The organism is Geofilum rhodophaeum (assembly GCF_002210225.1).
Taxonomy (GTDB): domain Bacteria; phylum Bacteroidota; class Bacteroidia; order Bacteroidales; family Marinilabiliaceae; genus Geofilum; species Geofilum rhodophaeum.
This window is the reverse complement of the sequence record NZ_MWUJ01000001.1, coordinates 456,005-481,804: the sequence shown is the minus strand read 5'-3', so window position 1 is coordinate 481,804 and position 25,800 is coordinate 456,005. Positions and strand designations below refer to the sequence as shown.

Below are 25,800 nucleotides of genomic sequence, written 5' to 3'. Positions count from 1 at the left end.
GTGACTTATTTTTGAAGCAGTTGGTAAATATAGGGCAGGTCGATGTGCCTGCGCAGCAAGTCGGCCAGCTGGTCGAAGCCCTTTTCCTTCAGGGCCGCATAATTGGCCCTGACCCGGATGCCGGGACGCACCATTTGGAGGATTTCCTGAAGGACGGCTTCGTTGTCGAGTATCCCATGGATGTAGGTGCCCCAGCAGCGCGCGTTCAGACGAGCGCCATCTATGCTGCCGTCGTCCAGGCGACAAAGTGCGTCACCGCCGGTGGTCCTGCCCATGTGAATTTCGTAACCGCGACCGCTCACGGTCGGCTGGTCCAGAAAGTGGAACCGGCAGACCTCGGTCTTCTTGTCCGTCCCCAATACCGTTTTTACCGGCAAAATACCCATGCCCCGCACTTCTTTGACCGTACCCTCCACACCCTGCGGATCGGCAATGCTTTGGCCCATCATCTGAAAGCCGCCGCAAATGCCGTAGAGCGGCTTGTTGGACTGGTGGTGCTGTAGAATGGCGGCTTCCATGCCGTTTTGGCGCAGATAAAGCAGGTCGGCGATGGTGCTTTTTGAGCCGGGGAGCAGTACGATGTCTGCGTCCTTTACCGCCTTAGCCTCCCGCAGGTAAAAGACTTGCACTTCCTCCACTTGCTGCAGGGTATCGAAGTCGGTGAAGTTGGACATGTGGGGCAGGGCCACCACACCAACATTAATTTTTCCTTCCTGAGGTTCCTGCTTCATGTGGTCCAGCACCACCGAATCTTCCTGTTCAATAAAAATATCGCGAAAGTAGGGCACTACGCCAATCACGGGCACGCCGGTCAGTTCTTCCAGCATGCTTCGGCCATCTTCGAAAAGTTCGGCATCGCCCCTGAATTTGTTGATGAGGATGCCCTTGATCAAGCGCCGGTACTTGGGTGGCAGCAGTTGAATGGAGCCATACACCGAGCCAAAGACCCCGCCCCGGTCGATGTCGGCCACCAGAATCACCGCCGCATCCACCGCCTCAGCCACCCGCAGGTTGGTGATGTCGCGGTCCCACAAATTCACTTCCGAAATGGATCCGGCGCCTTCAATCAGCAGGGGACTGTAGCGCTCCATCAGTCTGCGGCACGACTGCATGGCCACTTCGAAGAGGGCGTCGCGGTCGCCCCGGTTAAAATATTCCTGCGCGCTTTGGTCCCCGGCCGGCTTGCCCAGGAGTACGAGCTGGCTCACTTTATCGCCGGTGGGTTTGAGGAGGATGGGGTTCATGTGGACGGAGGGACTGATTCCGCAGGCCTCGGCCTGCACCACTTGAGCGCGGCCCATTTCCAGGCCTTCGGGACTGGCTCCGCTGTTGAGCGACATATTTTGGGCCTTGAAGGGGGCCGGTCGGTAGCCTTCCTGCAGCAGCAGTCGACCAAAAGCGGCCGTAAGCACCGATTTGCCCACATCGGAGCCGGTACCGACAAACATCAGGGGACGCAAAGTTTCTTGTTTGGTCATTAAAGGCAGATTTGTGCCAGGTGTCCGTAGGCCACCTGACGGTTGAAATAGTGCTCCGGCGATAAATTTTCGGCCAATCCGTGTACCACGCGGATGGGACCGCCGTGACTCACTACGAGGATTTGCTGACGGGGATGTTTCTTTTTGAGGTCTCTTAAAAAGGCTTCGATGCGGACAATGAGATCCTCGAAAGACTCTCCTCCGGGCGGCGCGCAGCGCAGGTAGTCGTCGAAGAAGGCCTGCGCTTCGGGCTTTTGCTCAATTTCGCTCCAATGCAAGCCCTCCCAGTCGCCAAAATTGAGTTCCATCAGGCGCTCGTCGAAGGCCACCTGCTGGTCGCCGGCAATGGCGCTGGCCAGCAGGGCGCAACGGCTAAGGGGACTGGAATAGATGGCGTGGAATTTCTTCTTCTGCAGGGCCCGGGCCAGCTGGCGGTGCTGCTTTTCGAAATCGTCCGGCAGCGGCGGTTCGCTTTGTCCGTAACAGAGTCCCTCCGGGGCCTGGGTCTGGATGTGACGTAAGAGCGTGAGTTGCATGGCTTAAAAATGGTTGTAATAAATAACTGCGACTACGTACAGGGTGACTTCAACAAGTTGCTGCAGGGCGCCGAGTACATCGCCGCTGTAGCCTCCGGTACGCTTCATGATGTAGTGGCGAAAACGCCAGTAAACGAGCAGGGCTGCGGGCAGCAGCAGGACCGTAAGTTGCAGGGGCAGGAGCAGTAGAAAGGGGAGGGCAGTCAGACTCGCTATCCATAGGGAGGCGGTGTTGACCTCATTGCCAATGGGCTTGGCCTTGCTGAGGGCATCCTCGCGGATGTATGGGGTGGTGCGTACCAGCAGCACCGGAAGGAGGCGACTCAGGGTGTGGCCCGCTATCAGCAGCCCAAAGATTTCGGAAGGGGGGAGGTGCAGCAGGGCGGTGTATTTGGTCGCCAGCATAGCCAGGAGTCCCACCGTTCCATAGGTGCCCAGGCGACTGTCCTTCATGATGTCGAGAATGCGTTCGGTGGTCATACCGCCCCCGTAACCGTCGCAAAAATCAGCGAAACCGTCCTCATGAAAAGCCCCGGTGATGAAAATGGTCGCCAGTATGCTCAACAAGAGGGCCAAAGGCAGGGGCAGCACAAGCAGGGCCAGCCACAATATACCTGCGCCCAGGGCACCGACCAGTGCCCCTACCAGCGGGAAAAAGCGCAGGGCCTTATTCAACAGTCCCGGTGAATAGGGCAGCGAGGCCGGCACGGGAATGCGCGTGAAAAACATCAGTGCGGTGAAAAAGATGTGCATGTCGCTGTTTTGGTTATGGTGTTTTGGAACCTTAAAACTACACAAAATTGAGGACGTTTTTTTAACTCAGCTAAAAACAGCAGACAGACCGAGCGGGGTCGGCTGCCTGCTGTTTTGGTTTTGGGTGGGTAATTTTGTAGGACTGCAGGGTCTATTTACTTGTTGGATACTCCGGCGTCTTCAAAGCTGGCCATTTCGTTGAGGAATTTTACAGCGCTCTGGAGCACGGGCAGGGCAACGGCAACGCCGGTGCCTTCGCCTACACGCATGCCCAGCTGCAGAATGGGACGGGCGCCAAAGTGCTTCAGTAAGAGGCTGTGTCCCTGCTCATCGCTTTGGTGGCAAAAGACGACATTCTCGCTTACTTTCGGGTTGAATTGACAGGCCGTCAGCAGACTGACGGTAGAGATAAAGCCATCGGCCAGGATAACCATGCCTTGCTCACGTGCTTCGAGGTAGGCCCCCACCATCATCGCAATTTCCAGTCCCCCAAAAGTCGCCAGCGTCTCCAGGGGCGTTTGTGGGTCGTATTTTTCTGAAATCTCTTTGAGTACCTGCTGCTTGTAGCTCAGCTGCTCGCCCCGCATGCCGGCACCTGCTCCCGTGCAGGTTTCTATGGGTAGCCCCAAAAAGCGGTGCATCAAAAGCGAAGAGGGCGAGGTGTTGCCGATGCCCATTTCGCCAAAACCAATGGTGTTGCATCCGGCTTCGGCTTCGGCACGCACAAAGGCGCGACCGGCAGCCAGTGCTTTTTCGCACTCGCCGGTGGTCATGGCCGGTTCTTTACGCATGTTGCGCGAGCCGCGCGCAATTTTTGAAGGCACGATGGGACTGTCGGTCGGAAAGTCGTAATCGACGCCGGCGTCGATGACCTTCAGCGCAATGCCGTTTTGTCGACAGAAAACGCTGATGGCTGCGCCTCCGGCTACAAAGTTCATGGCCATTTGCCAGGTAACGTCTTTGGGGTAGGGACTGATTTTTTCGTCGGCCAATCCGTGGTCGGCCGCGAAGACCAGCATGGTGGGTTGGCGCAGTTGGGGCGAGAGGCTGTTTTGGATGCAGCCTACCTTAAAGGCCAAAGCTTCCAGTTCGCCCAAAGCCCCGTGGGGTTTGGTCTTGTTGTCAATTTTGTGTTGCAGCGCTTGTTGTATGTTTTGGGTGGTCATGGGATGGAAATTGATGATTTTGAAAAATTTAGCTTGTAGTGTTTTGCCTGCGTTTATTTAATGATTAAGGGTAGACCGGAAACCATAAGTATTACGCGGTCGGCCCGACGGGCAATGTGCTGGTTCATCCAGCCCTGCAGGTCGGTGAATTTTCGGGAGACTTCGTCCCGGGCATGGATGCCCATGCCCAATTCGTTGCTGACGACAATCAGCTCGTTGTTTTTCTTCAGCAAGAGCTCCCATTCGTTTTTGGCCACTTGCAGGGCAGCTTCCACATCGCAGCTGTTGTCGTGAAAAATATTCGTAAGCCAGAGGGTAATGCAGTCGAGCAGCACGGTGCGTTTTTCCAGGGCGACGCGTCCCAGGTGCTTTTCCTCCTCCACGGTGGTCCATTGTGGACCCCGGTCGCGTTGGTGGCGCTCGATGCGTTGGCTAAAGTCCTCGTCCCAGTGCCGGGCCGTGGCCAGATAAACCGGCTGCTTGCTGCTTGCTTCGGCCAGTTGTTGGGCGTAGGAACTCTTGCCGGAACGTTGTCCCCCGCTGATAAAGGTGACTGCCATAGGTTTGTGGTTTTAAGAAAATCCCGGGTACTGTGCCGTTGCACGGCACCCGGGACTTATCGGACAGATAATCAAATCCTTGGTTGTCTTTGTGTGGCGATGAGCCTTAGTCGAGGAACAAGGTCCAGTAGGGCGAGATGCCTATGTTCAGGTCCTTTTGGTGAGCTCCCTCTGCGTTATAAATACTTACACTGCCCGCTTCGGTTACGTTTCCGGACTGCAGCACATATATATCCTTGTTGAAAGGGTTTATTTCGATGCCGTTTACGCCGTTTAGGTTGTCAATGAATTCTGAGAACTCCCCGGTTTGGGTATCAAAAGCAAAGATGCTGCCTGGCTCTCCCCATACGGCAGCAACCAGGTAAAGGGTGCTGGCGTCGCTGTTGGCCGTTAGTATACTGGCGTAAGTGGTGCTGACTCCCTGGAGCACGTAATTGTCCTCCAGCTCATCGGTTGTGGTGTTGATGTAGGCTAAGCCTGTTTCTGCAGTGGGGTCGTAGCTGGAAAGTGCCAGATATAGATTATCGTCGGCATCGTTTACAAAATAGGCGCTGACAGCAGGCATGTCGATATAATCGATTGCTTCGGAGTTAAGGTCGATCACCGCCACCTGCGGTCTATAGTTGAGCGCCGCATACAATTTGCCGTTGGCAAGGGCCAGTCCTTCCGGTCCCCCTGGCAGGGCAATCTTGTCCTCCACCTTACGGGTTTTGGTATTGTAAATGGCAATGTAGGAGCCAGGCATTTCCTGGAAGTCGGCATCTTTTCCCCAGCACGAAATGTAGAGGTAGTCGCCCTGGCCCACAAAGAAGCGCGGTTTTTCAATCCCCTCACGCACGGCATTGCCGGTGGGTTTGAATTGCAGGTCCACCGATATGAGCTCATCGGCCGAGTTGCCCATTAAGTATATGGTGTCCTTGTAAACGGCGCCGTACTGAATGTTCGATTTGATGGTCATTTGGGGATTTTGCGCCTCAAAATAATTGTTGGTGAGCGCATCCTTTCGAAAATCGTAGCGGGTAATGCTGCTGCCACCCTTGTCGTAGCTGCCAAAATTCAGGAAATAGGCCCCGGATATTTCTTCGTTGATTTCCTGTTTGGGCTGGTCGTTGTTGTCGTCGGAGCAGGCACTCAAGCCCAGAGCGGTCAGGAGGGCCAGGCTCCAAAGCGCTTTGTTGCTCCAATCAAAAAAGCTGTTTTTTGCGTACATGATTGTTGGTATTAATGGTTATTTATTGTTGTATAAATCCAGGCTCAGACTGAGTTTGAAACTGCGGCCCGGCATGGCGTAGTAGGCTTCATTTTGGTAGTCGACGTCGCCAAGGTTGAGCACTTGTGCGCTTAGGCGCAGACTTTGTTGGCGGTAATTGAAACGGTACCAGATCGATAGGTTGGTCAGGAAATGCGCCGGAAGTGAATCGCCCACTTTGTTGTGCAGGCGTTCGCCGGTGTAGCTGGCGTCGGCCGACAGTCCCGCCGCTTTCCACTTTAGGTCGCCGTAAAAATTGCCGCTATGCCTGGGGGCATAAATCAGTTGTTTGTTGTTTTGATCCTTGTCGTGTACCGGATTAAAGGAATAGTTGCCGCCCCACTCTGTTTCGAGCGGACCCAGGTGAAAGAGGCTCTGCAACTGCAGTTCCAATCCCTTACTGACCACCCGGTTGATGTTTCGGGCTTCCCAGTCAATGGAGCCCGGGCTCCATTGAATCCAGTTGTCTACATCCATGTAAAAGAGATTGACCTTGGCCTTAAGGTGGTTGTGCCCCATCTGACGGAGGTAACTGAAACCCGCTTCGGCATTCAATCCATCCTCGGCCTTTAAGTTGGGGTTGCCCTGTGCCCCCCAGTAGCGGTCGTTGAAGGTGGGGATGCGGTAGCTGCGTGAGAGTCCGCCCGTCACCGAAAGCTGTTGCTTTGATGTGCCCGCCGCCTTGTATTCAAGCAGCAAGGCAGGGGTGAAGGGGGCCTTGAAATTGGTCACCAGCATTTGCCGCACGTTTACGGTGGCTTTGAGGTTTTCCACCGGCTCAAAGTAGTACGACAGGTAGAGGTCCAGTTGTTGCTCGTAGTCGATCACGTCTTTGGAATAGGCGTACACCTCCGGTACAATGTACTTGTACAGGACGCCCGCCTTCAACTCCTTGTCGGGCGCCAGCTTGTAGCCGGCAGCGGCCTCCGTGACCAGGCGGTCGGTAACGATCAGCTGATCCTCGTTTTTCTGGTACAACTGCTCATCGTGCACGTAGCCTGCCCCCAGCTTAAAGCTTACCGGATTATTTAGGTTGTCGTAGCCCACCCAGGAGCGGAAGTTTTTGTTGTGCAGTTCGGGGACTGTCGGACTGTTCGATTGCATATTGGGCTGCACCTCGTGCCAGCTGTCCTCATACCAAAAGGTACTTTGAAGGGTTGCGGCAGGGTCAAAGCGATAATTAAGCTGCTGCATCAAGCCCTTGTTCTCGATGGCTGCTCCCTGCTGCTTTTCCCTTACGGGCTGAGGATTGGTGTAATAGTTCTCGTGGTAGGGGTTATTGAAATAGAAATCGTTCTCTTTTTGAAACCAGTAGGCCTTGGTGACCGATTCCCAACTTCCGTTGCCGATATAAATTTTGCTGCCGTAAAATTGTTCGCCAAAGGAACCGGCGGTGCTGCTGAGGTTAATGCGCTGCCCCTTAGTCCACATGCTTTTCTGTTCCAAATAAACGGTGCCCCCAATGGAGCCCGAGCCATTGATGGCCGAAGCACCACCGTATTGCAAATGGATGCCGTCGAAGAGGTAAGTGGGGATGCTGGACGCGTTGGCATGTCCCAGCGTGAGTGAGTTGATGTTGAGTCCCCCCAATCGGATGGCCGTATGATTGGCGGCCGTGCCCCGAAAACGAATGGTGGCCAGTCCCCCCGCGTTGCCCTTAACATAAATGGGCGACAGGCGCATGAGCGCCTGGTCGAGACCGGCCTCGGGCATGTGCTGCAGCTTTTCGCTGCGGATGCGGTCGATTTTGGCCCCCGGCTGAAATCTTTGGTAGTCGCTCACCAGGGTTACGCCCTCGAGGTGAACGGTGTCGATGACCAGCGGTTCCGGATTTCCGGCAAAAATAAGGTCGGCAGTAAGCAGACCGATAAACAGAAACAGATGACGCATTTTACGTTTTCGAATGCGCTCAGGGTGTTGTTTTGTGAAAGATGAAAAATACAGGTTTCACAAGCTTTAGTCCCGAAGCTTTGATTAATACTGAATCCATCTGGCAGGTCTTCTGGCTCGTTCCTGATTTTGACAGCCTTCCCGTCTTGCGACAGTGGCAAAAGTGGTGTCCAAATCATTGATAGAACTTACAGCTGCGGGTACAGCTCCGGAATTTTCCTTACGGAAGCACCGGATTCCCTCTTTATTTTGTGCGGCGAACGCCGTACAAAAACCAAATACGATTGCAAATGTAGGGCTTATTTTCTAAATCGGAAGAATTGGGGAGGGATTTTTAATAACAGTATATTAACAGGCTAATCCATTATTTTATCCAGTTCCTGTTCGATGCGATGAACCAAATAAAAGGGAAGGTTGAGAAGGGTAAACTTTTTTCCGGCTATGGTTATTGCTTCCTGTACGAGGTACGGACCCTGATAAACACGCACGGAAATTTTACCGGGCGACTGATCCATGAATTGATGTAAAGAGCGTAATTTTCCAATAGCCCCCGCCTTTACTTCAACAGGAATAAGTTGCCCCTTATGCTGAATAATGTAATCTATTTCAGCATTGGATCCCTTCTTAGTCCGCACCCAGAAATTTAATGCATTGCTGATGGAAAATTTGGAAGCAAGAAGTTCTTGCCCTGTAATGTGTTCGGCAATAATTCCTCTGTGGGTATCACTTATGATTTCATTAAACACAAGATCACCTACCAGTCCCCGGACATGATTAATGAGCCCGGTATCTAACACATGCAGTCTGGGCTTTCGGGTAAGTGCCGGAGTCGAAGGTATTTCAATTGAGGTGGTGGGATAAACCAATCTGATCAGCATGGTTTTTTCCAGGGCTCGAAAGGCTTCTTTCATTTCCCTGGACCGATAATCAGAGTTGCCAAATTTTTCAAAAGAAATTCTGGTTCCTCCTTCTGCAAAAGCATTGCTAATGACATGCCTGATGTATTGAGCTTGAGATGAAGATGTTGCGTATTTTTCCACATCATCCGAAAATGATTGAATAAGACTATCATATACCGATGCTAGGGAAGAAATATCGACACCGCTGGCATAATGCTTCAGCACCTCCGGCATTCCCCCCAGAGTGGCATACTTTTTAAACAAAGCGATTAGTCTGTTATGCAGAAATGAAGGTACTTCTGCTTTTTCTAATTCGTTAGCCAGAGGCTCCTGATCAGTAGCATATAGAAACTCCTTGAAAGAGCAAGGATGTATGGCCATATATTCCACCCTGCCTACAGGAAAGGATATTTTTCTGTCTAAGATACTTTCTAATAATGAGCCTGCAGTAACAACATACAAATCGCTTGCTTCTTCATAGAAATATCTTAATAGGGCGACTGTTTTCGGAGAATTCTGAATTTCATCGATGAAAATGAGGGTAGACCCTCCATTCCTTTTTTTACCCGCGTAGATAAAAAGGTAGGTGATCAGATCGGAAAACGGGTAAGCTTGCTCAAAGATTTCCCGCTCTTCTGCTTTTTCAAGATTTAGATAAATGTATTGATCAAATTGTTTCGAAAACAGATGGATGGCAGTCGTTTTGCCAACCTGTCTGGCGCCTCTTATAACCAATGGCTTCCGAAATGTTTTATCTTTCCACTTGTTTAACTCAAGTAATATTTCTCGCTTAAACATCGGATGGTTTGTATTAAATTTAGGGTTAAATATACAAAACTTTGTATCAAAGTGAGGGTTGTTTTTGAATTTGTTTGTATCAAAGTGAGGGTTGTTTATTGCACGGTATCTTGAAAGACTTTTAGTTTTTACAACTGACTCTCTGCATTGAAACAACAAAACCGTTGGGTACAAAACCACCGTTTTTTAGTAACAGGATATTCACAGTCCTTGGATGGTATCGCCTTATTCAGACTATGCTTTTTCGCACAGAAACTCATGGGCAGGAACAATCGCTATGGTGCAGCCATTCTTCTTGATCTCGTCCTTGTCTGAAAATGTAACCAAAGTGGCTGTTTTTAAAGAGAAGAAAAACATCGCCTCCATTGCCCCGTTTATTTCACGGTCGAGATTGTCAGGAGTCAGTTCATAGCAAACCTGAATAATATTCAGTGCTTTTCCATGACGCATGACAATAAAGTCGCACTCGGCCCCTCCTTTGTTGTCAAAATAAAATATTTCTTTATGCCTTCTTCTTAAGTGGGTGAATATAAGGTTCTCGAACTTCTGTCCCCAATCTTCGCTGCCCTTTAAGGATAAAGATTGAACCAGGCCTGTATCGACGCAGTAAACTTTTTTGGGGTTCACGAGCATGGCTTTCAGCGAGTGGCTATACATTGGCACAAATGAAAACAGGTAACTGTTTTCTAAGTAAGTGAGCCAATTGGTGATTGTGCTTGTGGATGATATGGACAAAGGTTGTCTCATTTTTGAGGCGGAAAACCTGTTTCCTACATTTGTGATCAGGTACAAGGCTAAGTTTTGTAGACTTTTTATCTCCTTAATCCCAAATCGAGCAACAATATCTCTAATCAGAATGTCGTCGAACAAGCTGGATAGTTGGAACAAATCTTCGGTTTTAAGGTACTCTGGAAAACCTCCCTTGTGTAAATAATCTTTTGCCGATTCTTTATCAGGTTGTAAGGCCTTAAAGGTGATGAATTCTTTATACGAGAACGGGAAAAGCTCTTGTGATATGTGCCTTCCTGTTAGTTTTGTGCCCAATTCACTGCTTAAAAGAGACGCGTTAGATCCTGTCACCACTACTTTGTAACCTTCATCAAGTTTCTGTCTGACATATAATTCCCATTTTTCGATTGTTTGTATCTCATCGAAAAACAGCCAATTTGCACCTGTCTTCTGGATGATATTATCCAAGCGAGAAAAGTCATTCATTGAAAAGTTATAGAGAAAGGGGGACTCAAAATTAACATACAGCGACTTATCCTCAGCGGTCTTTTTAATCATTTGATGCATGAGGGTGCTTTTTCCACACCGCCTGATTCCGGTGATGATCAACGCATGTGATGCGATGTTTTTCAAATTTATTTCGATTTGGCGAGCTTGACCAGTCGATATGCCTAGCAATCGTTCTTTTTGCTGTTCAATGACTTGTAATATGTCCTTTTCTAGTATCATGTCGTTTATTGTAATCTGTTGTTTGTAAAAATACACTTTTGTTGTTTGACAAACAACAAAAACGTTTGAGACAAAACATCTTGGTTGTTTTCATACAGAGCGCAATAAGTAAGGCGCTTGTTGGCAAAGGAATTATCAGCTATCTTGGACTGAAATTGAAAAATACGTCTATGTCAAATCTTGCTTTGATTGTTCCTGAGCGTGCTGCCGATATCGGTGGCTTTTTGGTGGGGCGCTTGCTGCCCTTTCGTCAGAAAAGAGCCGTGGGGCCCTTTGTGTTTATCGACCATATGGGGCCTGCAGAAATGGGGCCCGGTGAGAATTTGGATGTCTTGCCGCATCCCCACATAGGCCTCTCTACACTGACCTATTTGTTTGAGGGGGCCGTTTTGCATCGCGACAGCATCGGCAGCGAGGTGGAAATTCGACCGGGGGCGGTGAACTGGATGACGGCCGGGAAGGGGGTGGTACACTCGGAGCGGACACCGGATGCTGTGCGAAATTCGGAGAAGGTATTGCACGGCCTTCAAATCTGGGTTGCTTTGCCCATAGAAGAGGAGGAGATCGAGCCTTCCTTTACCCATGTTGAAGCCGGGGACATCCCTCAACTGGAAAGAGATGGCTTGAAGATTAAATTAATTGCCGGAGAGGCCTTGGGATTGCGGTCTCCCGTTCCTGTTTACAGCCAACTGTACTTTATAGAAATCAAAGCCAGCACCACCCAGACCCTTCATTTGGGTGACGAGCTGTATGGCGACAGTGGCCTGTATATTTTGGATGGGGCTGTCCGTAGTGACGGAAATACTTATGCGCCGAAACAGCTCTTGGTTGCCAGGGACAGTAAGTTATGTAGCTTTGAAATGGAGGCAGGTTCAACGGTTTATGTCTTCGGTGGTGAAGCTTTCCCTGAGGCGCGTTACATCGATTGGAACCTGGTGTCTTCCAGCAAGGAGCGGCTCGCTGAAGCCAGGGAAGACTGGATCAATCAGCGTTTTACGCTGCCTCCCGGTGAAAGCGACTATGTGCCCTATCCCGGTCGGGGTTGAAGATGCTTGGAGTGCGTTTTTCCGGCTTAACTCAGAAACTTACTTTCCATTTTTTTTAAAGTTGCCAGGATAATGCGGCAGTGGAAAGGTTTTACCGGGAGAAAATAAATTCGCCCCATTACATTGTTGAAGTGAACCAGCGTAGTGATGGAGAAGCTTTGTTTATCCTGATCGGTCGGGGTACATAAAAAGGAAACTTTAAAATCCAAATGCTTGTCGTTTTCGCCCAGGACCACTTCGTGCGGTGATCTGGCCAGCATTTTGAAAATGCCCAGTCGGTCGCCGGGTTGGCATTTTTCTATGTCTTGGAGGGTAGGGGCAGCCTGCCGTGTGTCAGATGTTTTTAAGCCGAGGGCACCGGCAACTTTATTCCTTAGGGTCATCAGGCGGTCGGCCCACTTAGGACCACTGGCGAGGAACAGGGCAAGCATTTCGTTCACGCTGCTTGTCTTTTGCGTGTTTAATAGCAGCAGTTGAAAGGTGTCTATGTAATGATGCGGCGTATCCTCTTCTTTCAAAAGAGAATTTTCAGGTAGGGTATGCGTTTTTTGAATCATGGGGCGGGAGTTTTGTAGTGTCAGGTATGCTTCACTTTTTGTTGGCTCCCAGTTGTTCTGCTTTTCGGAGCCACTTTTGACGCTTGTCGTTGCTTGAAGTCTTTACCGGTCCCAGCGTGGTCACTTTGACCGGCTTTACCCCGCAAAATTCCAGGATGCCTTTTTTCATGGCGTTGTGGCCAGGACTTTTATTAACCAAACGGTAGTACCAGGCAGGGGCATCCATAGTAACAATCAAGTGTGCCGTCTTTCCTTTCAGGAGCTTGTCCCACAGCACCGAATTCTCCCGATACTTGAAAGCAAAACCCGGCAGAAATACCCGGTCGATGAAACCTTTCAACAGGGCCGGGAAGGTCGCCCACCAGGTGGGATAAACAAAGACCAGGTGATCGGCCCTGCGAATGGCTTCCTGCGCCCTCAGCAAATCCGGCTCCAACTCGGTCCTTTTTCGGTAACCATGCCGGAGAATCGGGTCGAAGTCCAGCTCGGCCACATGAAGCAAGTCGCAAACCACATCCGTGTTTTGCTCCGCACCTTTTTTATAGCTGAGGGCCAGTTGGGTGCAAAAACTTTCTTTATCGGGATGGCCGTTGATGATGAGTATCTTGTGCATTGGAGTGCTTATGTTTTTGATGTTTTGGCGTTTTATATGGTAGGCTTTTATTCCCTTTCAAACAAGAATTCGGCACCGGCCTGTTTTAAAAGTAGGCGTTGGTTTTCGGGGTCAAACTCCATCACTATGCCCGCCTGTTCAAATTTAAAAATATGTAGGGCAGTAGCCTCCAGCGGAAAGGGGGGCTGGCCCGTAGCCTGGGCAATAAGCCTCTGGCCCTCTCGGCGGATGCTTATTTTTAGGGGGATTTGTGCAGAGGCATAGCTGCCCGGATAAAGGTCCAGATCCACTTCATTTATGGTGTACTTGCTGAAAGTCGGAAGGTCGAAATGCTTGCCGTTGGCGGCGCTCAACAGGGCAATGGAAACATCGTTGTTGTTGATGCGACTGCCATTGGCGCAAAGGGCAAAGGCGGTCTTCGTGTCCGGGAAATAGCCAAAAACGGAGGACCAGCCATCTATGCCTCCGGTATGCCCAAAGCCCCGTTGGTCGTAAAAGGGAAGGCCAAACAGGCCCAGCCCCAGCTGGTCCCGGAGTGCGCACATGGCATCCAGACTTTCCTTTTGCACCAGCTTTCCGCTAAAGAGGGCTTCGGCAAAGCGTAGCAAATCGGTGGGCGTAGAGATGATTCCGCCAGCCCCCAGCGGGATGGATAGGTGGGTGGTGGGACTTTCTTCCCATGTTGTGTTAAAGAGGTAGGAGCGGGAGCCCAGGCTGTCGGCCGAAGCCTCAGGGTCAAAAAAAGTGTTGGCCAGTCCCACCGGCCCCGTAATGTGTTGTGCCAGCAAGTCCCTATAGTTCTGCTGATAAAGCTCTTCCAGGATGAGGGTGAGCAGCACGTAATTGGAGTTGCTGTAGGCCGACCGACTGCCGGGTTCAAAAATGCTTTCCAGGGTGGAGATGTGCTGCAGCATTTCGCTTCGGGTCCGGTTTTGGGTGTGCCACGCAAGGTAGGCGGGATTGTCGGTGAAGTTGGCTATGCCGCTGCGGTGACTGAGCAGGTGACGGATGCTGATGTTTGCGGCGTTTTTTATTTCCGGGTAGAAAGTTGAAAGGGGGGTGTCCAGACTCAGCTTACCTGCTTCAATGGCCTTCATGACAAGAACGGTGGTAAAGGTTTTGCTGATGGAGCCAATTCGGTAACGTGTATTTTCGTCTGCCTTTTGCAGTGGCTCGAGCTGGGCAAAGCCCACCGAGCGGGTGTAAGCGATCTGACCATGCTGCGCCAGGGCCACACTGCCCAGGAAGCGCTCGCTGGAATCCAGAACAGCAAAATAGCGATCCAGTTTTTCTTTGTCCAAGGCTTGCGCGCTGAGGGCCGTGAAACCGGTCAGCAGTGCGACAAGGAGACTTAGGGATGTACGGGTAGGCATGGGAGAACATTTTGTTGGTCCCAATTTACGGAAAATAATCTGCGTAGTAAACCCCAGTCCTGGTTCATTTGCCTAATTTCAAGATTCTTCGTGCACCCTGTACCACCAACAAAAAAACGATGCTGCCTATGATCAGGTCCGGAAGGGCCGACCGGGTCCAGAGTACCAGGAGGGCAGCGGCAATCACGCCCAGGTTGATGATAACATCGTTGGAGGTGAAGATAAGGCTGGCCTTCATATGTGCTTCGTGCTTGTTTTTCGATTTTTGCAGGAGGTAAAGGCAATAGCCGTTGGCCAAAAGAGCCAGGACAGAGACTACAATCATGGTGTTGAAATCAGGCAGTTTTTCCGTCCCCAAAAAGCGGCGAAGGACTTCCAGAAAACCCAGGGTGGCGAGCAGCAACTGGAAGTAGCCGGCCAGCCGGGCTACTTTTTTCTTCCGCAGGAGCGGGCCGCCAACGGCATAAATGCTGATCCCATACACAAAGGCATCGGCCAGCATATCCAGACTGTCGGCTACCAGGCCCATCGACCTGGAAAGCAAGCCGGTGCTTATTTCGATTACAAAAAAGCCGAAATTGATGAGCAATACGGTCCACAACAATCTTTTTTGGTGGCGGTTTTCTGAGAATGCAGTCTGCCGACTGTGCTCGGTCGATAAGCGACGACTGCCGAGTTGCAGACTCTCCAGGGCCGCTTCCAGGGTGGCTTCGGGACCTTCATGATGCACGGTAAGCCGGCGGGCACTCAGGTCAAAATCAAGATGGCGAATACCCGACACCTCTCCCAGCTTCATGCGGATGAGGTTTTCCTCGGAGGGGCAATCCATATGGGTGATTTCAAATAGGCTTTTTTTCATATCTGTGTGGCAAGCTGTTGATGTCATTTCGCGACGCCTATCAGCGCTTGATTTTGCCGTAGCGCGCCTTAATGTCGTTGAGGATGTTTTCGGAGACCAGGAAGACTGCCGGTTTCCCGGAAAGGGGGTTGGTCTGTGTAACCACCACGGTGTTGTAAACCTGCTCAATTCTGTCGTAAGTCAGCACCTCCCGGGGCGTGCCACAGCTGTGGATGTCGCCCTGCTTCATCATCAGTAGGAAGTCGCAGTATTCCGCCGCCAGATTCAAGTCGTGAATGATCATCAGCACCGTCAGTTTGAGTTCCTTATTGAGACGCTGGATGAGGTTGAGCACCTGTACCTGGTGGGTAATGTCGAGGTGCGAAGTGGGCTCGTCGAGCAGCAGGAGCTCCGGCTCCTGCGTAAGGGCCTGGGCAATGGCTGCGAGCTGCTGCTCGCCGCCACTCAGCTGGGAGAGGTATTTCTTGCGATGCTTCCAAATGCCCGTCAGTCGCATATACTTGCGCGCCAGGAGCACGTCTGGTTGGGGCTCAAAAAACTGGAAGGGCGCCCGGTAGGGCAGACGTCCCAGCAGCACATAATCTTCCACACTGATTTCGGCCGCATCCACAAATTGTGAAACCACCGCTATGCGCCGGGCCTTTTGGCGCAGCTTGAGACTTTGCAAATTGCAGTTGTTGAGCCAAACGCTTCCGCTTTTCAGCGGCAACTGTCCCGAAATGCCCTTGAACAGCGTAGTTTTACCTGAGCCGTTGGGCCCAATAATGCCCGCCAGCGCCCCGCGTTTCAGTCCCACCGTTATCGGCTGCAGATTAAAGTCGCTCCCGTAACCGCAGCTCAAATCTTTTATTTGTAGGTAATTACTGGGCATGGCGACGACGGTTTCGGTTTTTGTTGAGTACAATGATGAAGAGGATGCCCCCGGCGATGCCGGTAATCACCCCGATGGGCAGCTCGTTGGGGGCGATGAGGGTGCGGGCCACCACATCGCTCAAGACCAGAAAAATGCCTCCGCCCAAAAAAGAGCCCACCAGTAAAAAGCGGTAATCCGAACCCGCCAGCAGGCGAATCAGATGTGGAATAACCAAGCCCACAAAGCCAATGACTCCGGCCACCGCCACGCAAATGCCTGTGAGCAGTGAGGCAAGTAAAAACAAGAGGCGAATGGTGGTCTTGCTGTTGATGCCCAGGTAGGCCGCCTTTTCCTGCCCCAGCAGCAAGGCGTTCAGGGGGCGTGCAAAAAGGTAGCTCAGCAACAGGCCGCTGAGTGCCGTGTATAAGGTAATCTTGATCAGCAAGGGGTTGGGCTCGTCGAGCGAGCCCATGATCCAAAACACAATGCCGTGGATGTTCTCCGAAGTGGTTACCGCCATCAAAAACATCATGGCCGAAGAAGCCACAAAGCTGATCATCACCCCGATGAGCAGCATTTTGTTCACATCCGTCCCACCCCGTAAAAAGCCCAGTAGTCCCACCAATACAATGACAATAGCCGCCCCGCTGAAACCCGACAGCGGCAGCATAAAGGCCCCCACACTCAGGTGTAGGCCCGTAACAATAATGAGGGCTACGCCCAGGGCGGCGCCCCCTGAAATCCCCAGTGTATAGGGTTCCACCAGCGGGTTGCGGAAGATGCCTTGCAATATGGCGCCCGACAGACTCAGGGAACCGCCCACGGCCAGAGCCAGAACGATGCGGGGCAAACGAATCCGGGTAAGTATGAAATGTTCCATTTGCTCCCCATCCCGCCAAACGGGCAACAAATCACCCAGTCCTATCGCCGCCTCGCCGGTTGTCAGCGAAAGCAGCGCCGCCCCTACAAAAAGAAGGAGCAGCAGCAGGGTGAAAAGCGTCCAGGACAGGTATTTGTTTTTCATGCTTGGGCAACTGTTTTTTAGATGGTAAGGCGTGCTTGTAGGACTTTTGAAATGCAGGCGTTTTTTTTAGGATTAACGGGCCTGCAAAATTTTCTGCATGCTTTGTAAAGTCTTTAGAAAATCCGGAGGGTTGGGTGTGCTGGCCATGTCCGATTCCACAAAAAACACCAGCTCATTTTTAACCGCGCGCAGTTGTGGATAACTTTCCCAGATGGCTTTTTCCTCTTCGCCTACCAGGCCCATATTTACAATGACAATCACTTCGGGGTTTTTCATCAGTACCCACTCACGACTGAGCGTTCCTGCTTTTAATCCCCCCGCCACATTAATGCCCCCCGAAAAGCTGATGTAGTCGTTCATAAAAGTATGGTCGAGCACGGTAAACAATGGGTTGGCCCCAATTTGAAAGAAAAAGGTTTTGGCTGCCTGCCCTTCGTAAGAAGCTTTGATTTGTTCGACTTCCTGTCGGGTATGGGCCACTATGGAATCGGCTGCCGCTTCGCGACCTGTGAGTCGCCCCAACTCTTGAAAATGCAGGCATATTTCTTCAAAATTGCGTGGTGTCTGAAACACCTTGGTGCGAATGCCCGCCCGTTGCAGCAGCGCAATCGTCTCCGGATTGGTAATGCCGGTAGCCAGCACCAGGTCGGGCTTCAGCGTCAGCACTTTTTCAATATTTACGCTGACCGCCGAAGCCACCACTTCCTTGTCGTCGGCATCGGCAATAAAGCAATATGAAGTGCGCCCCACCAGCTGTTCGGCCGCGCCCATATAATAAATGCTCTTGGTCAGCGAAGGCGCCAGGGACACAATGCGGGCAGCCGGTTTTTGCGCGTTCAGGTTAAAGGCCAGCACCGCGAGCAAAAAGGATAGTAAAATCTTCATTTAAAAGCTGTTTTCTGCAACAGGCGTTGCGCTGCAAATTGGGAAACCGCTGCAAATTTACATTTTAATTGCTATTTTAGCACCTCAAACCAAAGTCTTTCTGATCTCATGGATGATCCGAACCCCCTTGGGGAACTCGCTGGTCTTTTGAAAGGAGAAGTGCTCACCGACACCGTTTCGCGTACCCTGTACGCTACCGACGCCTCGGTTTATAAAGAGATTCCGCGGGCCCTTGTGCTCCCCCGCGACGCTACCGATGTCAACATGCTGGTAAAGGCCGCTGCCCGGCATCAACTGCCCCTGATACCAAGGGGGGCGGGTACCTCGTTGGCGGGACAGGTAGTGGGTAAGGGCATAGTGGCCGATGTTTCGGTGCACATGAACAACATCCTCGAAATTAATGCGGCAGAAGGCTGGGCCGAAGTAGAGCCCGGCGTGGTGCTCGACGATTTGAACCGGGCGGCGGGCGCATACGGACTGTTTTTTGCGCCCGAGACCTCTACCTCGAACCGCTGCACTTTGGGCGGGATGGTGGCCAACAACAGTTGCGGGGCCCATTCGATGGTTTACGGCAGCACCCGCGATCACCTGCTCGAAGTCAAAGGCTGCCTGGCCAATGGCGACGAAGTGGTCTTTCGTCCCCTTCAAAAATGGGAGTTCGATAAAAAGTGTCGTCAGGAAGATTTGGAAGGAGAAATTTACCGTCATCTTCGGGAGATTTATACCGATCGTCAATTGCGGAAGCGCTTGCGTAAGGAATTTCCGCATCCCGATATCCGCCGGCGCAATTCGGGTTACGCCCTTGATGCGCTGCTCGACACCCTGCCCTTTAAGGAAGAGGGGGCGCTCTTTAACCTGTCCGCACTCATCGCCGGCTCCGAAGGAACCCTGCTCTTTATCACCGCCATAAAAGTCGCCCTGCAGCCCCTGCCGCCTCCCGTGAAATTGCTTTCCTGCGTACATTTTGCAAGTCTTCAGGAAGCCCTGGAGGCCAACGTGGTAGTGGTTCGGGAGCACCAGGCGGTGGCCGTGGAGCTGATGGATAAAAACGTCCTGGACCTGACCCTCGATAATCCCACCCAGCGGCAGAACCGCTTTTTTGTGGAAGGCGATCCCGCCGCCCTGCTTTTGATCGAGTGGGCGGGCGACAGCGAGGAGGCCGTCCGCGCTCAGGCGCAGGTCCTGGAAAGCGATTTGCGGCAGCGCGGTATGGGCTACACTTATCCCCAAGTGGCTGGAGATGACATCGCCCGGGTTTGGGCCTTGCGTAAAGCCGGTCTGGGTGTTTTGGGCAACATGAAGGGCGACGCCAAACCCGTGTCGCTGATTGAAGATACGGCGGTTCGGGTGGAGGATCTGCCAGCCTACGTGGCCGAACTCGATGCCCTGCTGACAGCTTACGGCAAATCCTGCGTGTACCACGGCCACGCAGGCTCGGGTGAGCTGCACATTCGTCCCGTTTTGAATCTTCGCCAAAGCGAAGATGTGCGTTTGTTTCGACAGATAGCCTTGGATACTGCGCGCCTGGTGAAAAAATACAAGGGCTCACTCAGTGGCGAGCACGGCGATGGCCGCCTTCGCGGCGAATTCATTCCCCTTATGGTGGGGGCCGAAAACTATGCCTTGATGCAGCGCGTGAAGCAGGTCTTTGACCCGCTTGGTATATTAAATCCAGGAAAAATTACCGATACGCCACCGATGGACAGTGGCTTTCGTTATCGACACACCCTGCTTCAAAAAATCAAAAAGCCGGTCTTTAATTGGAGCGGAGAGGGGGGCCTGCTCCCGGCTGTGGAACGTTGCAATGGTTCGGGCGATTGCATACGTGGCGATTTGATGGGCGGAACCATGTGTCCCAGCTACCGCGGCACCCGTGAAGAGAAGCACTCGACACGCGGTCGCGCCAATGTGCTCCGTGCCTTTTTGCAAGGTCAAAACCACGATGCTGCACTTTCGCTCGACGATTTGCGGGAGGTGCTCGACCTCTGCCTCAGTTGCAAGGCCTGTAAATCGGAGTGTCCTTCGGGGGTGGATATGGCGCGACTGAAGGCCGAGTTCATGCAAATGATCAACGACAAAGAGGGCGTAGCCTTTGGCGATCGGCTGATGGCCAACCTGCCTCTGGTCAACCGGATGGTTTTTCCCTTTCGACGACTCATCAATCCATTTTTAAACCGGCCCTGGGTTCGTCAGCGTTTGCAGCGTTTGGCCGGCATCAGTCCCGAACGCAGTCTCCCCGCCTACAGTGCCGAGCGGCTCGACCATTGGATGCACCGCAGGGGGGGACTCATCGACGAGTATCCCAGGGGACGGGTGATGTTGCTGGCCGATGAGTTTACCAATTTTTACGACAGCGACATCGGCATTAAGGCTGTTTTATTGCTCCAAAAGTTGGGCTATGGCGTGGTGCTGGCCCCCTTGAAGGAAAGCGGGCGCAGTCAGCTCAGCAAAGGCTTTGTCCGTCAGGCAGCCGTTATTGCCCGTCACAATATGATGAAGTTGAAGGGGCGGGTGCAAAGTGATTTGCCGCTGGTGGGACTGGAGCCGGCGGCTTTGTTGACTTTCAGGGATGAGTACCCCGACTTATTGCCGCCTGCTTTGCGCGATCAGGCCCTGGAAATGGGGCGGCATGCCTATACCATCGAGGAGTTTTTGCATCACGAAATGCAGGCCGGAAACATCGGTCGGGAAGCCTTTACCAGGGACGAAAGAGAAATTCGGATTCAGGCCCACTGTCACCAAAAGGCCCTTATGAAGCCGGGCGTTCTGACCGCGGTGCTCTCCTTTCCGGAGAATTACAAGGCCAGCGAAATTCAGGCCGGTTGCTGCGGCATGGCCGGTTCCTTTGGCTACGAGGATCGCCACTATCACCTTTCTATGAAAATTGGGGAGTTGCGCCTTTTCCCCGCTGTACGTGCCACCCCTGAGACCACCCTGCTGGCAGCACCCGGTCATTCCTGTCGCCATCAAATTAAAGACGGCACCCAACGCGAGGCGCTGCATCCCGTAGAAATTTTGTACCAGGCCTTGCGCTGAGGCGCTACAACAAACCTTCTGTTCTGAATTGATTTTTTTCCTTAACTTTGTTACAAAAAGCCACAGCTATGCAAACGGTAACCATCGAACTGACCAACAGCGCATCTTTAAAGGCCTTGCAGGATTTGCAAGATAAGCAGTTGATACGCATCGTAGCTGATTCTCCTGCAAACACCTACGCTTTACCTGGGGAGCCGATTAGTGAAGCGGGTTTTATAGAATGGATTGCTTATACTGAAGACTCGCCAACAGTAAGTTTAACCCAAGCCAAACAAAGATGGGCCAGTCAAAAGAAGAAACTCCGGAAATATACCCGCTAAGGATTACTGAAAGCGCCCTTCGAGACCTTGATCATATAAGCGGTTATATAGCATTTGTTAAGCATCAGCCTTTAAATGCAGCCCGTGTAGGCGATAAGTTTTTTGAAGTGTTCGATCGTATAGCTCTTAACCCCAGAGCTTTTAGGGAGTGTGAAGAGTTGCCTACAAAAAGTAAAAAATATCGCAAGGCTGTATGTATGAGTTGGAATGTGGTTTTTAAGATTAACGCCTTAGAGGTGATTGTTTTAGGAATCATCCACGGGAGTCGCAGCCCTTCTAAAACCAGGCGTTTAAGAAGAGTAAAGTGAGCGCTGACTAGGCGCTACAACAAGCGGAAGATGCCGCCGGGGCGACTCTTAACCAGTCCTTTAAACTCAAGGTCGAGCAGGGTGGCGGCCAGTTTGGGAATGGGGATGCCGCTGTTCATGCTGATGAGGTTCAGATTCATTTCTTTTTCGTTTTGCAGCAGATCGAGTACCAGTTTCTCCTGTGGCGTGTCGGGCGCCTTAAAAAGGGAGCCCTGCGTGGGCAGCTCGTTGTTGGTGGCACTTTCCCAGCCGAGGGCGTATTCCAAATCTTCGATGGACTCGATGAGGGCGGCGGTATTGGTCTTTATCAGTCGGTTGCAACCGCCCGAGAGTGGGTCGTTGACCCGGCCCGGAAAGGCCAGTACGTCGCGGTTGTAACTGGCAGCGATGCCCGCCGTAATCAGCGCCCCGCCCTTGTGGGCCGATTCTACCACCACCGTGGCGTCGCACAAACCGGCAACAATGCGGTTGCGTTTGACAAAGTTGGGGCGGTCGGGGTTGGTCCCGGTCAAAAATTCGGTGACAAGAGCTCCCTGGAAGGCAATTTCCCGGGCGGTAGACCGGTGCATGCCCGGGTAGATGCGGTCGAGGCCGTGGGCCAGTACGGCTGCCGTAGGCAGACCGAATTGCAGGGCCGAGCGATGGGCGCAGATGTCGATGCCGTAAGCCAATCCGCTTACAATCAGTGTGCCCGGGTGTCTGCGCGCCAGGGCTTCCACCAGTTTTTCGCAGAGCTCAATGCCGTCGGCCGTTGGTTTGCGGGTGCCTACAATACTCACAATTTTAGGGGCGTCCAGGTCGGCAGGCCCTTCCGTAAAAATTAATAAGGGGGCGTCTTCGCAATAGCTAAGGCGTTCGGGGTAGTCCTCGTCGGTAAAGAAGCGCGCCTTGATTTGGTTTTTGGTGAGGAAGTCGATTTCGCGTTCGGCGGTCTTCAGCAAACTGCTTTTATCGAGCTGGCGCAGGCGTTGGGCAGTAATGCTGCCAATGCCGGGGATTTTGGAGAAATCGCTTTTGGGGTCGAAGATGGCTTCGCAGCTGCCCAGATAGCTGAGCAGGGTACGGGCCAGTTTGGGCCCGATGCCCGGAATGAGACTCAGGGCCAATTGGTGATGCAACATGGGTTAAGGTTTTAATTTTGAAATTGGGTTAAGCGGAAACGGGCGGGGTTTATTTTTCCATTTTCTTAAAAAATCGAATTATTTCTTCTCGTTCGGCAGCGCTCAGGGCTGTGAGTCCCAGTGCCGGGTAACGGGCCACGCCGTGGCCCGTTTCTTCGTAGAGGGACAAGTAGTGAAAAAGTCCCCCCAACTTCGTGCTGACCTCGTGCTTGCGGTAGCGCGAAAAGGGCAGGCGCATGGCTTTGTATTCGCGCCCCATCGGAAAAAGGTTGAAGTATTTGATGGTAAAGGCCTCCTTGTCGCTGCTGATTTCGAGATAGTAAAAGCCGCCCCAGCCAAAAATTAGGGCGATGCCCACAACGGCAGCTGCCAGAATGAGCTGGGTCGCCAGGGGGGTGTTGTCGCGCCACACCAGAGAGGCCACCAGTAAGGCCATGGCAGCGAGCCAGCTGATGGCAAAAACACGAATGTGTCGGGCAGCGGTTTTTTTGTTGTTCATGTCCTACTTTTTTAAGCTGTATAAAATTAAGGAAAAAAGACGAAACCCTTTGTCCCTGCCGCTTGTTTTTAGCACAAAGGGGTCAGCAGAGGGCTGCGCTCTGCCATAAAAAGCTTATTTTTGTCGTGCTTCACCAAAAACGAAACAACATGCGCTCATTAAATACCCGGGAGACCGATGTGTACATGGCCGATGAGCTGGCCGGCGATCTGGCTGCCTTGATGGCGCCCTACCAAAAGGAGAAGATTTTTGTGGTGACCGATGTGCATACGCACCAGTTGTGTTTCCCGGCCATCAGTGCTCTGGAGGGCATTTCAGAGGAGCGTTGCATCGTGGTTGGGGCCGGCGATGGGGCCAAAAACACCGAGAGTCTGATTCAGATTTGGCAGGCCCTGGTCGAAGGCGGAGCCACCCGGCATTCTTTGCTGATTAACCTGGGTGGCGGCATGCCCTGCGATTTGGGCGGCTTTGCTGCCGCCACTTTTAAACGGGGCATCGATTTCATCAACATTCCCACCACCCTGCTGGCTCAGGTAGATGCCTCGGTGGGGGGCAAGACCGGCATCAACTTTATGGGTTATAAGAACGAGATTGGTTCTTTTATGCAGGCCAAGCACGTTCTGGTAGATACGGCTTTGCTGCAGACCCTCGACGGGCCCAACTTATTGTCGGGTTTTGCCGAAATGATTAAACACGCCTACCTTAAAGACGAGGCGCTGCTCGAGCGTACCCTGGCCTTCGATTTTGAGAACTATGATGCCAAAGAACTTTCGGAACTGGTGGCGGCTTCCATTCGACTGAAAGACGAGGTGGTAACGGCCGATCCCCGTGAAAAAGGCATTCGCAAGGCCCTGAATCTTGGGCATACCATCGGGCACGCCTTTGAGAGTCTGGCCCTGAAACGCCGGCAGCCCGTGCTGCACGGTTATGCGGTAGCCTACGGCATGGTGGCCGAGCTCTACCTGGCCCAACAAAAACTGGGATTTCCCGGTGAGCTGGTACAGCAATTGCGCAGCTATGTAGATAAGGTTTACGGTCGCTTTGCTTTCTCGGAGACCGATTTTGATGAACTCTACCAAACCATGACCCACGACAAGAAAAACCAGGCCGGCCGTATGAATTTTACGCTGCTGCGTGCCATCGGCGATATTGCCATCAATACCCATTGCGAGCGGGACGAGGTGCTTGCCGCCTTGCGTGCTTATCTGGCACCCCAGTCCTGATTTTGAAGTATTTCATCCAAAACAAAGTCCATCCAAAACAAAACCTATTCATGTCCATAAGCATTCTGGCTCCCGAAAAGCTGCTGCCGGTCAGTGTTGAACTGCCCACCAGCAAGAGCATCAGTAACCGTTTGCTCATCCTCAACGCCCTCAGTTACAGTGCGCATCCTATAAAGAACTTGTCCGACAGCGACGACACCGACGCCATGCTGCGCGTGTTTTCGTCGAACAGCCGCGATTTTGACATTGGGGCGGCCGGAACCACCATGCGATTTTTAACGGCCTACCTGGCCAAGCAGGTGGGGGAGTGGACCCTGACCGGAAGTACGCGCATGAAGCAGCGGCCCATTCACGTTTTGGTGGATGCCCTCAATAAGTTGGGCGGAAGGGTCGAGTACATCGAGAAAGAAGGTTTTCCACCCCTGCGGATTTTTGGCAGTGCCCTGGTGGGTGGCGATTTGGAATTGCCCGGCGACGTGAGCAGCCAGTACATCTCCGCCCTCTTGATGATTGGTCCCTACATGGAAAAAGGCCTGCGCCTGAAATTGACCGGGAACATTACTTCGCGCCCCTACATTCAGCTCACAATTAAGTTGATGGAGCAGTTTGGCATCAAGTGCAAGTGGAAAGATGCACTGATTGAGGTGCCGGCCGGCGTGTACCAGCCGGTGGCTGCTAAGGTGGAGGGCGACTGGAGTGCCGCTTCTTACTGGTTTGAAGCGGTGGCCCTGGCCGGCGAAGGGGCGCACCTGGTGCTGAAAGGACTCGATCGCTACAGTTGGCAGGGCGACGCCGCCGTGGCCCGCTTGTTTGAGTCGCTGGGCGTGCAGCACAAATTCTCGAACAAGGGTCTGCAGTTGACCAATACCGGAAAGCGGACCGCCGCTTTCCGACACGATTTTACCGAGGAGCCCGATCTGGCCCAGACCTTTGCGGTGACTTGTGCCTTCTTGGACATGCCCTTTACTTTTACCGGTCTGCATACCCTTAAAATAAAGGAGACGGACCGCATTCAGGCGCTGATCAAGGAGCTGGCTAAGTTTGGTTACGTTTTGCACAGCAACGACCGCGACAATCTGGAATGGAAGGGCGAGCGCTGCACGCCTGCTGAGCAGGTAGAGGTTGCCACTTACAAGGACCATCGCATGGCCATGGCCTTTGCGCCAGCGGTCTTGAAGACAGGCTATGCCTTTTCAGTAGCCGATCCGGGTGTCGTCAGCAAGTCCTACCCCCGTTTTTGGGAGGACCTGGCCCAAGCCGGTTTTCGCATTCAGAAATAAAAAAGAGCTGTCCCCA

Annotated in this window: 24 protein-coding genes and 1 riboswitch; of the genes, 6 read left to right on the top strand and 18 right to left on the bottom strand. The window is 52.4% G+C overall.

What is annotated here, in order from left to right:
- Positions 1-5: 5 nt before the first annotated feature.
- From B4W65_RS01750 to B4W65_RS01710, 9 genes are all read right to left on the bottom strand, one after another.
- Positions 6-1,478 carry a cobyric acid synthase gene (locus B4W65_RS01750; protein WP_205741192.1) on the bottom strand — a complete coding sequence of 491 codons (1,473 nt, stop codon included), beginning with the start codon at positions 1,476-1,478 and terminating at the stop codon, positions 6-8.
- On the bottom strand, positions 1,478-2,014 hold the full coding sequence (cobC, locus tag B4W65_RS01745; protein ID WP_088653373.1) for an alpha-ribazole phosphatase: 537 nt from the start codon (positions 2,012-2,014) through the stop codon (positions 1,478-1,480). Before cobC ends, B4W65_RS01750 begins: the two co-directional genes overlap by 1 nt.
- 3 nt (positions 2,015-2,017) lie before the next feature.
- The gene (locus B4W65_RS01740) at positions 2,018-2,767 is read right to left on the bottom strand and encodes an adenosylcobinamide-GDP ribazoletransferase (protein WP_088653372.1); all 750 of its coding nucleotides are present in this window, start codon (positions 2,765-2,767) and stop codon (positions 2,018-2,020) included.
- Between the two features lie 155 nt (positions 2,768-2,922).
- Positions 2,923-3,933: a nicotinate-nucleotide--dimethylbenzimidazole phosphoribosyltransferase gene (gene cobT / locus B4W65_RS01735; protein WP_088653371.1), complete on the bottom strand. Its 1,011-nt coding sequence runs from the start codon at positions 3,931-3,933 to the stop codon at positions 2,923-2,925.
- A 53-nt stretch (positions 3,934-3,986) separates the two neighbouring features.
- Positions 3,987-4,493 carry a bifunctional adenosylcobinamide kinase/adenosylcobinamide-phosphate guanylyltransferase gene (gene cobU, locus B4W65_RS01730; RefSeq protein ID WP_088653370.1) on the bottom strand — a complete coding sequence of 169 codons (507 nt, stop codon included), beginning with the start codon at positions 4,491-4,493 and terminating at the stop codon, positions 3,987-3,989.
- Between the two features lie 106 nt (positions 4,494-4,599).
- Entirely contained in the window at positions 4,600-5,703 is a 1,104-nt protein-coding gene (locus B4W65_RS01725; RefSeq protein ID WP_088653369.1) for a YncE family protein, read from the bottom strand.
- A gap of 18 nt (positions 5,704-5,721) precedes the next feature.
- Positions 5,722-7,632, bottom strand: a complete 1,911-nt coding sequence (locus B4W65_RS01720) for a TonB-dependent receptor plug domain-containing protein (RefSeq protein ID WP_088653368.1) — start codon at positions 7,630-7,632, stop codon at positions 5,722-5,724.
- Between the two features lie 85 nt (positions 7,633-7,717).
- Positions 7,718-7,926, bottom strand: a riboswitch (cobalamin riboswitch).
- A gap of 62 nt (positions 7,927-7,988) precedes the next feature.
- Positions 7,989-9,503 carry an ATP-binding protein gene (locus tag B4W65_RS01715; RefSeq protein WP_205741191.1) on the bottom strand — a complete coding sequence of 505 codons (1,515 nt, stop codon included), beginning with the start codon at positions 9,501-9,503 and terminating at the stop codon, positions 7,989-7,991.
- Between the two features lie 60 nt (positions 9,504-9,563).
- On the bottom strand, positions 9,564-10,787 hold the full coding sequence (locus tag B4W65_RS01710; protein ID WP_088653526.1) for an ATP-binding protein: 1,224 nt from the start codon (positions 10,785-10,787) through the stop codon (positions 9,564-9,566).
- A 170-nt stretch (positions 10,788-10,957) separates the two neighbouring features.
- On the opposite strand from B4W65_RS01710, the gene B4W65_RS01705 reads away from it, so the two are divergent.
- Complete coding sequence (locus B4W65_RS01705) at positions 10,958-11,833, top strand: pirin family protein (RefSeq protein ID WP_088653525.1); 876 nt, start codon at positions 10,958-10,960, stop codon at positions 11,831-11,833.
- Positions 11,834-11,859: 26 nt separating this feature from the next.
- Here B4W65_RS01705 and B4W65_RS01700 read toward each other — a convergent pair whose 3' ends face one another.
- The 7 genes from B4W65_RS01700 to B4W65_RS01670 form a co-directional block, all read right to left on the bottom strand.
- Positions 11,860-12,390: a DUF2867 domain-containing protein gene (locus B4W65_RS01700; RefSeq protein ID WP_088653366.1), complete on the bottom strand. Its 531-nt coding sequence runs from the start codon at positions 12,388-12,390 to the stop codon at positions 11,860-11,862.
- Positions 12,391-12,421: 31 nt separating this feature from the next.
- The gene (locus B4W65_RS01695) at positions 12,422-13,003 is read right to left on the bottom strand and encodes an NAD(P)H-dependent oxidoreductase (protein ID WP_088653365.1); all 582 of its coding nucleotides are present in this window, start codon (positions 13,001-13,003) and stop codon (positions 12,422-12,424) included.
- 47 nt (positions 13,004-13,050) lie between these two features.
- Positions 13,051-14,376, bottom strand: coding sequence for a serine hydrolase domain-containing protein (locus B4W65_RS01690; RefSeq protein ID WP_088653364.1), 1,326 nt, complete (start codon positions 14,374-14,376; stop codon positions 13,051-13,053).
- Positions 14,377-14,440: 64 nt separating this feature from the next.
- Positions 14,441-15,235, bottom strand: a complete 795-nt coding sequence (locus tag B4W65_RS01685; protein WP_088653363.1) for a cation transporter — start codon at positions 15,233-15,235, stop codon at positions 14,441-14,443.
- 40 nt (positions 15,236-15,275) lie between these two features.
- Positions 15,276-16,106, bottom strand: a complete 831-nt coding sequence (locus B4W65_RS01680; protein ID WP_088653362.1) for an ABC transporter ATP-binding protein — start codon at positions 16,104-16,106, stop codon at positions 15,276-15,278.
- Positions 16,096-17,112: a FecCD family ABC transporter permease gene (locus tag B4W65_RS01675; RefSeq protein WP_088653361.1), complete on the bottom strand. Its 1,017-nt coding sequence runs from the start codon at positions 17,110-17,112 to the stop codon at positions 16,096-16,098. The genes B4W65_RS01680 and B4W65_RS01675 overlap by 11 nt, the downstream gene beginning before the upstream one ends.
- A 72-nt stretch (positions 17,113-17,184) precedes the next feature.
- Complete coding sequence (locus B4W65_RS01670; RefSeq protein ID WP_088653360.1) at positions 17,185-17,997, bottom strand: ABC transporter substrate-binding protein; 813 nt, start codon at positions 17,995-17,997, stop codon at positions 17,185-17,187.
- A 108-nt stretch (positions 17,998-18,105) separates the two neighbouring features.
- On the opposite strand from B4W65_RS01670, the gene B4W65_RS01665 reads away from it, so the two are divergent.
- The 3 genes from B4W65_RS01665 to B4W65_RS01655 all read left to right on the top strand — a co-directional run bounded on the left by B4W65_RS01665 (position 18,106) and on the right by B4W65_RS01655 (position 21,661).
- Positions 18,106-21,033, top strand: a complete 2,928-nt coding sequence (locus tag B4W65_RS01665) for an FAD-binding and (Fe-S)-binding domain-containing protein (RefSeq protein WP_088653359.1) — start codon at positions 18,106-18,108, stop codon at positions 21,031-21,033.
- A 68-nt stretch (positions 21,034-21,101) separates the two neighbouring features.
- Positions 21,102-21,353 (top strand): hypothetical protein, encoded by a 252-nt coding sequence (locus B4W65_RS01660; protein WP_088653358.1) that lies wholly within the window; start codon positions 21,102-21,104, stop codon positions 21,351-21,353.
- The gene (locus tag B4W65_RS01655; RefSeq protein WP_088653357.1) at positions 21,311-21,661 is read left to right on the top strand and encodes a type II toxin-antitoxin system RelE/ParE family toxin; all 351 of its coding nucleotides are present in this window, start codon (positions 21,311-21,313) and stop codon (positions 21,659-21,661) included. Before B4W65_RS01660 ends, B4W65_RS01655 begins: the two co-directional genes overlap by 43 nt.
- A gap of 14 nt (positions 21,662-21,675) precedes the next feature.
- Here B4W65_RS01655 and dprA read toward each other — a convergent pair whose 3' ends face one another.
- Complete coding sequence (dprA, locus tag B4W65_RS01650; protein WP_088653356.1) at positions 21,676-22,782, bottom strand: DNA-processing protein DprA; 1,107 nt, start codon at positions 22,780-22,782, stop codon at positions 21,676-21,678.
- Between the two features lie 49 nt (positions 22,783-22,831).
- The gene (locus B4W65_RS01645) at positions 22,832-23,281 is read right to left on the bottom strand and encodes a hypothetical protein (protein ID WP_088653355.1); all 450 of its coding nucleotides are present in this window, start codon (positions 23,279-23,281) and stop codon (positions 22,832-22,834) included.
- A gap of 149 nt (positions 23,282-23,430) precedes the next feature.
- Here B4W65_RS01645 and aroB point away from each other — a divergent pair, with 149 nt between their 5' ends.
- Entirely contained in the window at positions 23,431-24,504 is a 1,074-nt protein-coding gene (gene aroB / locus B4W65_RS01640) for a 3-dehydroquinate synthase (protein WP_088653354.1), read from the top strand.
- A 50-nt stretch (positions 24,505-24,554) separates the two neighbouring features.
- Positions 24,555-25,784 carry a 3-phosphoshikimate 1-carboxyvinyltransferase gene (locus B4W65_RS01635; RefSeq protein WP_088653353.1) on the top strand — a complete coding sequence of 410 codons (1,230 nt, stop codon included), beginning with the start codon at positions 24,555-24,557 and terminating at the stop codon, positions 25,782-25,784.
- The last annotated feature ends 16 nt before the right edge of the window (positions 25,785-25,800 follow it).

Excerpts from the sequence above, each read along its gene's own strand:
- B4W65_RS01750 (WP_205741192.1), bottom strand. The coding sequence starts at position 1,478 with ATGACCAAACAAGAAACTTTGCGTCCCCTGATGTTTGTCGGTACCGGC.
- cobC (WP_088653373.1), bottom strand. The coding sequence starts at position 2,014 with ATGCAACTCACGCTCTTACGTCACATCCAGACCCAGGCCCCGGAGGGA.
- B4W65_RS01740 (WP_088653372.1), bottom strand. The coding sequence starts at position 2,767 with ATGCACATCTTTTTCACCGCACTGATGTTTTTCACGCGCATTCCCGTG.
- cobT (WP_088653371.1), bottom strand. The coding sequence starts at position 3,933 with ATGACCACCCAAAACATACAACAAGCGCTGCAACACAAAATTGACAAC.
- cobU (WP_088653370.1), bottom strand. The coding sequence starts at position 4,493 with ATGGCAGTCACCTTTATCAGCGGGGGACAACGTTCCGGCAAGAGTTCC.
- B4W65_RS01725 (WP_088653369.1), bottom strand. The coding sequence starts at position 5,703 with ATGTACGCAAAAAACAGCTTTTTTGATTGGAGCAACAAAGCGCTTTGG.
- B4W65_RS01720 (WP_088653368.1), bottom strand. The coding sequence starts at position 7,632 with ATGCGTCATCTGTTTCTGTTTATCGGTCTGCTTACTGCCGACCTTATT.
- B4W65_RS01710 (WP_088653526.1), bottom strand. The coding sequence starts at position 10,787 with ATGATACTAGAAAAGGACATATTACAAGTCATTGAACAGCAAAAAGAA.
- B4W65_RS01705 (WP_088653525.1), top strand. The coding sequence starts at position 10,958 with ATGTCAAATCTTGCTTTGATTGTTCCTGAGCGTGCTGCCGATATCGGT.
- B4W65_RS01700 (WP_088653366.1), bottom strand. The coding sequence starts at position 12,390 with ATGATTCAAAAAACGCATACCCTACCTGAAAATTCTCTTTTGAAAGAA.
- B4W65_RS01695 (WP_088653365.1), bottom strand. The coding sequence starts at position 13,003 with ATGCACAAGATACTCATCATCAACGGCCATCCCGATAAAGAAAGTTTT.
- B4W65_RS01690 (WP_088653364.1), bottom strand. The coding sequence starts at position 14,376 with ATGCCTACCCGTACATCCCTAAGTCTCCTTGTCGCACTGCTGACCGGT.
- B4W65_RS01685 (WP_088653363.1), bottom strand. The coding sequence starts at position 15,235 with ATGAAAAAAAGCCTATTTGAAATCACCCATATGGATTGCCCCTCCGAG.
- B4W65_RS01680 (WP_088653362.1), bottom strand. The coding sequence starts at position 16,106 with ATGCCCAGTAATTACCTACAAATAAAAGATTTGAGCTGCGGTTACGGG.
- B4W65_RS01675 (WP_088653361.1), bottom strand. The coding sequence starts at position 17,112 with ATGAAAAACAAATACCTGTCCTGGACGCTTTTCACCCTGCTGCTGCTC.
- B4W65_RS01670 (WP_088653360.1), bottom strand. The coding sequence starts at position 17,997 with ATGAAGATTTTACTATCCTTTTTGCTCGCGGTGCTGGCCTTTAACCTG.
- B4W65_RS01665 (WP_088653359.1), top strand. The coding sequence starts at position 18,106 with ATGGATGATCCGAACCCCCTTGGGGAACTCGCTGGTCTTTTGAAAGGA.
- B4W65_RS01660 (WP_088653358.1), top strand. The coding sequence starts at position 21,102 with ATGCAAACGGTAACCATCGAACTGACCAACAGCGCATCTTTAAAGGCC.
- B4W65_RS01655 (WP_088653357.1), top strand. The coding sequence starts at position 21,311 with ATGGGCCAGTCAAAAGAAGAAACTCCGGAAATATACCCGCTAAGGATT.
- dprA (WP_088653356.1), bottom strand. The coding sequence starts at position 22,782 with ATGTTGCATCACCAATTGGCCCTGAGTCTCATTCCGGGCATCGGGCCC.
- B4W65_RS01645 (WP_088653355.1), bottom strand. The coding sequence starts at position 23,281 with ATGAACAACAAAAAAACCGCTGCCCGACACATTCGTGTTTTTGCCATC.
- aroB (WP_088653354.1), top strand. The coding sequence starts at position 23,431 with ATGCGCTCATTAAATACCCGGGAGACCGATGTGTACATGGCCGATGAG.
- B4W65_RS01635 (WP_088653353.1), top strand. The coding sequence starts at position 24,555 with ATGTCCATAAGCATTCTGGCTCCCGAAAAGCTGCTGCCGGTCAGTGTT.